The organism is Alcanivorax sp. HI0044 (assembly GCF_001634945.1).
Genome location: NZ_LWEZ01001133.1, coordinates 1 through 7,541, shown reverse-complemented (window position 1 = coordinate 7,541; position 7,541 = coordinate 1). Strand labels below are relative to the sequence as shown.

The following is a 7,541-nucleotide window of genomic DNA, read 5'->3' as shown; positions in this document are numbered from 1 at the left end:
GGGCTATGTGATCAAGCTTGTCCTGCAATTGCTGACGCAGCTGCAGGTTGTGTTCCCGGTTGGCCTGGAAGTCCGGGCTGTTGGGATTGATCTGGCTATTGATCTTGGGCATGGCAATTGAGGTCGGACGTCGGGTGTCTGACGTCGGACGTCCTCTCCAGCTGGTAGTGTTGTGTCGTCAGACGTCAGACTTCAGACGTCTGACCCCTTCAGGCTGTCTCGTTAAACAACTCGCGACCGATCAGCATGCGGCGGATTTCGCTGGTGCCGGCGCCGATTTCGTAGAGCTTGGCGTCGCGCAGCAGGCGGCCGGTGGGGTATTCGTTGATGTAGCCGTTGCCACCCAGGGTCTGGATCGCTTCCAGGGCCATTTTGGTGGCGTTCTCGGCGCAGTAGAGAATTACGCCAGCGGCATCCTTGCGGTTGGTTTCACCGCGATCGCAGGCTTTGGCCACGTTGTAGAGGTAGCTGCGGCTGGCGTTGAGCATCACGTACATGTCGGCGATCTTGCCTTGCATGAGCTGGAATTCGCCGATGGCCTTGCCGAACTGCTTACGCTCGTGGACGTAGGGGACCACTACGTCCATACAGGCCTGCATGATGCCGGTGGCGCCGCCGGACAGCACGGTGCGCTCGTAATCCAGGCCACTCATCAGCACCTTGACGCCTTCGCCGACCGTGCCAAGCACGTTCTCTTCCGGCACGTGGCAGTCTTCGAATACCAGCTCACAGGTGTTCGACCCGCGCATGCCGAGCTTGTCGAGTTTCTGGGCCTGGGAAAAACCGGCAAAGCCGCGCTCCACGATAAAGGCGGTGATACCGCGTGGGCCGGCGCTGGTGTCAGTCTTGGCGTAGATCACATAGGTGTGGGCATCGGGACCGTTGGTGATCCACATCTTGTTGCCGTTCAGCACATAGTGGTCGCCTTGCTTGTCGGCCCGTAGCCCCATGCTGACCACGTCGGAACCGGCACCGGGTTCGCTCATGGCCAGGGCGCCGATATGGTCGCCGCTGACCAGTTTGGGCAGGTATTTCTCGCGCTGGGCATCGTTGCCGTTCAGGTAGATCTGGTTCACGCACAGGTTGGAGTGGGCGCCGTAGGACAAGCCAATGGAGGCGGAGGCACGGGAGATCTCTTCCATCACCAGGGTGTGGGCCAGATAACCCATATTGGCGCCGCCGTATTCTTCGCTGACGGTGACGCCCAGTACGCCCAGATCACCGAGCTTCTTCCACATCTCCAGGGGGAACTGGTTGCTCTGGTCCACCTCGGCGGCGATCGGCGCGATTTCCTTCTGGGCGAAGTGGCGCACGCTGTCACGCAGTGCCACCAGGGTTTCATCCAGATCAAAGTTAAAGCTGCTGTCAAACATGGTCAGGTTTCTCCAAAGCGGTGAGGGCGTCTTCGCAGCGCTGGTCGGCGTCGTCCAGCTCCTGCTGTAGTGCCTGAATATCTCTGAGTTGCTGGTTCAGTTGTTCCCGGCGTTGCTGAATCTTGTCTTGCAGGGCGAGAAGCTGATTGCGGTTATCGCCGCTGGGCTGATACATCTGAATCAATTCACGGGATTCGGCCAGGGAGAACCCCAGCCGTTTGCCGCGCAGGATCAGTTTCAGGGTGACCCGATCAGCCGGTGAATAGACTCGGGTCTGGCCCCGTCGCGCTGGGCTGACCAGCCCCTGGTCTTCATAGAAGCGAATGGTTCGGGTGGTCACGTCAAATTCCCGGGCCAGTTCGCCGATGCTGTAGGTCTGTTTTTTGCTCATGGCGAAATGCTAGGGGAAGTTTACGTTAACGTAAAGTATGAATTTTGGCCTTTTCGGTCCGTGACACGGTGTTTACCTGTGCCTAGACTCCGGGCTCAACGTAAGGGGACAGTGGGAATAACAATGAAAGAGACTTGGAGTCGCTGGGTAGTGGCACACCCGGTGTGGGTACTGCTGATTTGTATTGCGCTGTGTGCGGCCATGGCGGCCGGGTTGCAGAGTTTTCGCAACAACAACGATCCACGCATTTTTTTCACCCAGGAAAATCCGGATTTCAAACGGTTCGTGGCGCTGGAAGACAGTTTTACCGCCAATGAGGTGGTGTTGTTCGTGGTGCACCCGAAGAGCGATCAGGTGTTTGAAGCGCAAACCCTGGAAGCCATCGAGTCTCTCACCGACGATGCCTGGACACTGCCTAACTCCACCCGGGTGGACTCCCTGACCAATTTCCAGCATACCGAGGTAGAAGGCGACGAGCTGTATGTGGCGCCGCTGGTGGAAGGTGCCGCACAAATGGCACCGGACGAGATTGCCCGGGCCCGTGACATTGCCCTGAAAGAGCCGGCGCTGGTGGGGCGGCTGGTCTCTGACCGCGGGCATGTGGCCGGTGTTGTGGCCACAGTGACCATGGACGAGGGGAACACCGAAGCCCCGGTGATTACCGCAGCCGCCCGCGACATGGCGCAGACCTACCGGGAGCGTTACCCGGATATCGAGTTTATGGTCACCGGCACGGTGGTGTTTTCCCAGGCCTCGGCCGATGCCACGGAGCAATCCATGGCGACCACCTTGCCACTGGCCTTTGTGGTGATGCTGCTGTGCTTGTGGCTGATTTTGCGCAGCGGCATGTTTGTGGTGGTGACGGTGATGGTGATCGGCTTCTCCATCGCCTCGGCCATGGGCGTCGCCATGTGGCTGGGGATCGAGTTTTCCCCCATCGTGGGCATGGCCCCGGCCATGATTCTGACACTGGCCGTGGCGGACTCTGTGCACATCCTTGCCAGTTACCGCCATGAATGCCTGGAAGGCAAGGCACGGGCGGCGGCCATGCTGGAAAGCCTGCGTATCAATATGCAGCCGGTGTGGCTGACCAGTTTTACCACCGCAATCGGGTTTGCGATCCTGAATTTTTCCGAGTCACAGCCGTTCCGTGCGTTAGGGAATGTGGTGTTGATCGGTGTGCTGTTGGCGTTTGTGTTCTCGGTGATTTTGTTGCCAGCGCTGGTGATGTTGTTGCCGCATCGTATCGAGCCGGGCAAGCAGCGGGATTTCGCGCCGTTGATGGGCGCCCTGGCCAGGCACCTGAGTCGTCACTTCAAGCCCTGGTTGCTGGGTATGTCGGTGGTCGTGGTGGTGCTTACTGCCGCCATCGGATTGAACCGCATCAATGATGTGTTCAACGAATATTTCGACGAGACGTTTGAGGTTCGTCGGGTTAACGATTTTGCCATGAACAACCTGACGGGCATGCATCGTATCGACTATGCGGTGCATTCCGGCGAATCCGGTGGTGCCATGGAGCCTGCCTATCTGCAGCATATTGATGATTTGACCGTGTGGCTGGAGCAGCAGGATGAGGTGGTATACGCCACGGCCTACACGGATGTAATCAAGCGATTAAACCGAGACATGCACGGCGGCGATCCTGACTGGTACCGCATTCCCGACTCCCGTGAACTGATATCCCAATACACCTTGTTATATGAGCTGTCGCTACCCCAGGGGCTGGGGCTGGAGGACCAGCTGGATATCGACAAGGAGCAGGCAAGGGTCATCGTGATGCTGGAGAATATCGGCTCGCACCCGGTGCTGGAATTCAATGATCGGGTGGAAGCCTGGATGCAGGATAACTGGCCGCAAGCCATGCAGACCAAGGGCACCGGCATGGACATCCTGTTTGGCCGGGTCACCATGCGCAATATTCAGAGCATGCTCAGCGGCGCGCTGATTGCGTTGGTCAGCGTGTCGGTGCTGCTGGTTATTGCGTTGCGTTCCGTGAGGTACGGCATCCTGTCGCTATTGCCCAACCTGTTGCCGGCGGCCATGGCCTTCGGGCTGTGGGGGTTGGTGAATGGGGAGATCGGGCTGGCGGTATCCGTGGTGGCGTGCATGACGCTGGGGATCGTGGTGGATGACACTGTGCATTTCCTGAGTAAATACGTGCGTGCCAAACGTGAATTGGGCCTCAAAACCGAACAAGCGGTGGAGTATGCATTCCGTACTGTCGGCGTAGCACTGGTGGCCACATCCGTGGTGCTGGTGGCGAACTTTGCCGTCATCGGCACCAGTCATTTTTACCCCAATTCCAGCATGGGGCAGTTGTCTGCGATCACCATTGCCATGGCCCTGATTGTGGATTTCTTCTTTTTCGTGCCATTACTGGTTGCGCTGGACCGCCGCAAGCGGACCAGAGGCAGCGTGCAATAGGCTCTAGCCAGTCTGATGAGGCGGTGTTAACGTAGCGCGAAACCGGGTAAATCCAGTTTCTGCGGAACAAAATACAGTGCCATACAAGAAAGATCGAAAGGTTCTTAAACGCGTAGATTACGGGGCCGCCAAGAACTCCTTGATGGGAGTCCTGGCGGCCCTTCTGGTTTATGCACTTGTCTTTGCCTGGGGCCAGGTCTACCAGAGCTTCGAACTGGAAGCGCTGATAGGCGGTGGTGCCGTCCTGTTGGTCACCGCTTACCGGCTGTGGCTGGTGGCGCGTTTCGATGCGCTGTATGGGGCCGGACCGGCCCGCTGGCGGCGTCTGTTCGGGTTGGGCCTGGCGTTGCACGCCTTGTTATGGGGCTTGTTGCCTGCCTGGTTGATCTGGCGGCTGGGCACCGGCTTCAATTTTTTCGTGGTCATTCTTTATAACGTGGGTGTGACCACGGCCCTGGGTAGCTCCTGGATGGCCGGGTTGCGGGTTCGCCAAGCCTATATTGTGCTGATGTTCCTGCCGACGTTGGCGGTTTTATTGTTCACCGGCACCTTGCATGACTGGGTGCTGGCGACACTGATTGGTGTTTACGCGTTCTATCTATTCCGGCTTTATCGGGGCCAATACGAAACCTTCTGGCACGCCATGACACGCGAGCGCCGCGGGCCTCTGGACCGAAAGCAGCCGGTGCGCAGCAGTACCGAAGTGCAGCTCAGCCTGGTATATCGGCTGGCCCATGAGTTGCGCACCCCCATGAATTCCCTGATGGGCATGATGTCGCTGCTTGAAGACACGCGGCTTAATGACGAGCAGAAAGATTACCTGCAGGTGGCGGGGCAGAGCGGCAAGCTGCTGCTGTCACTGATTGATGACGTGCTGGATTATTCCCGCATTCTTTCCCGTCGCATTACCCTCAATTCGGATTATTTCGATTTCCGTACGGCGATCGAGCAGTCGCTGGAAGCCTTTGGCCCCATGGCCCAGTCCTCCGGGCTGGAGCTCACCTGCGTGATTGACCGCATGCTGCCCAAACGCATCCGGGGCGACCGCGAGCGCCTGATGCAGGTGCTCAATAACCTGTTCAGCAACGCCATCAAGTTCAGCGAGCGGGGCGAAATTCGTCTGGATGTGGACTTTACCGTGGAAGGGGAAAGTGGCGGTGTGCTGCGCGTGCGCGTGAGTGATCAGGGCGCGGGCATGGATCCGGAAACCTTGCGCCACCTGTTTCAGGATCGTTTTATAGAAGATGGCCAGGACGTATATAACAGCCATCACACCGGGTTTGGCCTGTTGGTCTGCAAGGGCCTGATTGATGCCATGGGTGGCGCCCTGGGGGCGGAAAGTGTGCCTGGCGAAGGGTCAACCTTCTGGTTCACGGTGCCGGTGCAAATGCAGCCGGACATGCGCGAAGCGCAGAGCCTGATTCGGGCGCTGGATGGTGCCCAGGCCGTGGTCGTCGGAGCCGCTTCAGGCACGGTTGCCAGTATTCAGGAAGAGCTGGAAGCGCTGGACTGCCAGGCGTCTTCTGCGATGGGATACGATCATGCGTTGCAGGCCCTTCGTGCAGGGCACCGCGAACAAAGCGATTTTGATGTGTTGTTTGTGGATACCTGGTCGCGGCCTGAACTGGCCTTGAACCTGTGCCGCAATGTGCTTGAGGATCCTTCGCTGCGTCCGGTGCGCCTGGTGCTGATGGCAACCATTGAGGAGCGCAGCCACACAGCAGTGCAACAGCTTATCGACAAGCATGACCTGGTGGTGTTGGTGCGCCCGGTTCATCGCACCGTATTGCGCCAGGGGCTGGCACGACTGGTGGGCCTGCAGCGGCAGATGCCGGTGGGGGATGCTCCGCTGCAGACGCCGGAAGAACGCCAGCGGCGCAAACGTTTCCGGCTGATGCTGGTGGAAGACAACGAGGTAAACCAGCTGGTGACCCGGGGCATGCTAAGCAAGCTGGGTTTCCAGGTGAAAACCGTCAGTAACGGGGAAACCGCGCTGGCGTTACTGGACCAGGAATCGTTCGATTTGGTGTTGATGGACTGCATGATGCCGGAGATGGACGGTTTTGAAGTGACCCGGCGTCTGCGTGAAATCGAGCAGAACAAAGCGACTCTGCGCACGCCGGTTGTGGCGGTTACTGCCAATACGGCGGAAGGGGTTCAGGCCCGTTGCCTGGCTGCGGGCATGGATGATTTTCTTGCCAAACCGGTACATCTGGATGCACTGGAAACGGTGTTACGGCGTTGGCTGCCGGAACAGCCCGCCAAAGACGAGGAAGAACAATGACAAGAAAAGCCTTGCTGTTGGGGGCAACCGGGCTGGTGGGGCGTGATTGCCTGGAAAGCCTGCTGGCCTGCGATGAATATGAGCAGGTCACTGTGCTGACACGCCGCGCCTTATCCATCGAGCACCCCAAGCTGGACGTACATTTGGTGGAATTCGATAATATCGAGGCGTGTCAGGACCGATTTCAAGTGGATGATGTCTTTTGCTGCCTGGGCACCACAATGAAAAAAGCCGGGTCGCGGCAGGCATTCCGTCATGTGGATCATGATCTTGTCGTGCTGGCCGGCAACATGGCACGCCGGGCTGGCGTACAACGTTTTCTGGTTGTGTCGGCGGTGAATTCCAATGCCCGCTCCCCGTTTTTTTATTCGCGGGTAAAAGGGCAGATGGAGCGTGCGCTCATGAAGCTCGATTTGCCTTTGCTTGCCATTGTGCAGCCGTCGTTACTGCGCGGTGAACGTGAGGACAAGCGCCCGGCAGAAGACTGGGGCAATATTTTCAATCGAGTGATTGAGCCACTGACACGCTGGACGGATGCCCACTGGTTGCCCGTGGATAGCCGCAAGGTGGCTGATGCCATGGTCGGCATGGCATTGATGGGGCCGGATACCGGCCTGTACCGGTTACGGTACCGGGACATCCTGGTGTTTGCCGGTAAATTTCATGAAAAAGTGACCAAGGCTGCCTGAGGCACCTTGGTCGCAACTGATGGACAACATAACCGAAGGAGTCAGTATGACCTTTGTGACCTGCGATCTGTGTGATGACAATGCGGACAGTGTCTCCGTGGTAACCGGCCTCAACTGGCTCAGTTACGGTGGCCGCGCAGCGTTTGGCGGTGAAATCGTTACGGTGAAATGCTTCGAAGACAACAGTCGGGTCAAGGAGCACCTGGGCACCGATGGTAAAGGCAAGGTGCTGGTCGTCGATGGTGGTGGCAGCCTTCGCAATGCATTGATCGGTGACATGATCGCGGAAAACGCGGTGAAGAACGGCTGGGAAGGCGTGATTATTTACGGTGCCTGCCGTGACGTGGATGCGCTGGCGACACTGGATATCGGTGTCA

The 7,541-nt window shown here is 58.3% G+C and carries 6 protein-coding genes; 4 read left to right on the top strand and 2 right to left on the bottom strand.

Features of this window, described 5'->3' with window-relative positions; translation table 11 throughout:
* Positions 1-209: 209 nt before the first annotated feature.
* Together A3730_RS13875 and A3730_RS13870 are read right to left on the bottom strand one after the other, a co-directional pair.
* Positions 210-1,373 (bottom strand): isovaleryl-CoA dehydrogenase, encoded by a 1,164-nt coding sequence (locus A3730_RS13875; protein WP_063519087.1) that lies wholly within the window; start codon positions 1,371-1,373, stop codon positions 210-212.
* Positions 1,366-1,764 carry a MerR family DNA-binding transcriptional regulator gene (locus A3730_RS13870; RefSeq protein WP_063519088.1) on the bottom strand — a complete coding sequence of 133 codons (399 nt, stop codon included), beginning with the start codon at positions 1,762-1,764 and terminating at the stop codon, positions 1,366-1,368. Before A3730_RS13870 ends, A3730_RS13875 begins: the two co-directional genes overlap by 8 nt.
* 123 nt (positions 1,765-1,887) lie before the next feature.
* On the opposite strand from A3730_RS13870, the gene A3730_RS13865 reads away from it, so the two are divergent.
* From A3730_RS13865 to rraA, 4 genes are all read left to right on the top strand, one after another.
* Positions 1,888-4,191 carry an RND family transporter gene (locus A3730_RS13865; RefSeq protein WP_063538269.1) on the top strand — a complete coding sequence of 768 codons (2,304 nt, stop codon included), beginning with the start codon at positions 1,888-1,890 and terminating at the stop codon, positions 4,189-4,191.
* 142 nt (positions 4,192-4,333) lie between these two features.
* Positions 4,334-6,475 (top strand): response regulator, encoded by a 2,142-nt coding sequence (locus A3730_RS13860; RefSeq protein WP_063521646.1) that lies wholly within the window; start codon positions 4,334-4,336, stop codon positions 6,473-6,475.
* On the top strand, positions 6,472-7,164 hold the full coding sequence (locus A3730_RS13855) for an NAD(P)H-binding protein (RefSeq protein ID WP_063521647.1): 693 nt from the start codon (positions 6,472-6,474) through the stop codon (positions 7,162-7,164). Before A3730_RS13860 ends, A3730_RS13855 begins: the two co-directional genes overlap by 4 nt.
* Positions 7,165-7,210: 46 nt before the next feature.
* On the top strand, positions 7,211-7,541 hold a 331-nt coding region (gene rraA, locus A3730_RS13850), incomplete at its 3' end, for a ribonuclease E activity regulator RraA (protein WP_063538267.1).

Bases quoted from the DNA above. Each gene is read 5' to 3' on its own strand.
- A3730_RS13875 (WP_063519087.1), bottom strand. From the start codon at position 1,373: ATGTTTGACAGCAGCTTTAACTTTGATCTGGATGAAACCCTGGTGGCA.
- A3730_RS13870 (WP_063519088.1), bottom strand. From the start codon at position 1,764: ATGAGCAAAAAACAGACCTACAGCATCGGCGAACTGGCCCGGGAATTT.
- A3730_RS13865 (WP_063538269.1), top strand. From the start codon at position 1,888: ATGAAAGAGACTTGGAGTCGCTGGGTAGTGGCACACCCGGTGTGGGTA.
- A3730_RS13860 (WP_063521646.1), top strand. From the start codon at position 4,334: ATGGGAGTCCTGGCGGCCCTTCTGGTTTATGCACTTGTCTTTGCCTGG.
- A3730_RS13855 (WP_063521647.1), top strand. From the start codon at position 6,472: ATGACAAGAAAAGCCTTGCTGTTGGGGGCAACCGGGCTGGTGGGGCGT.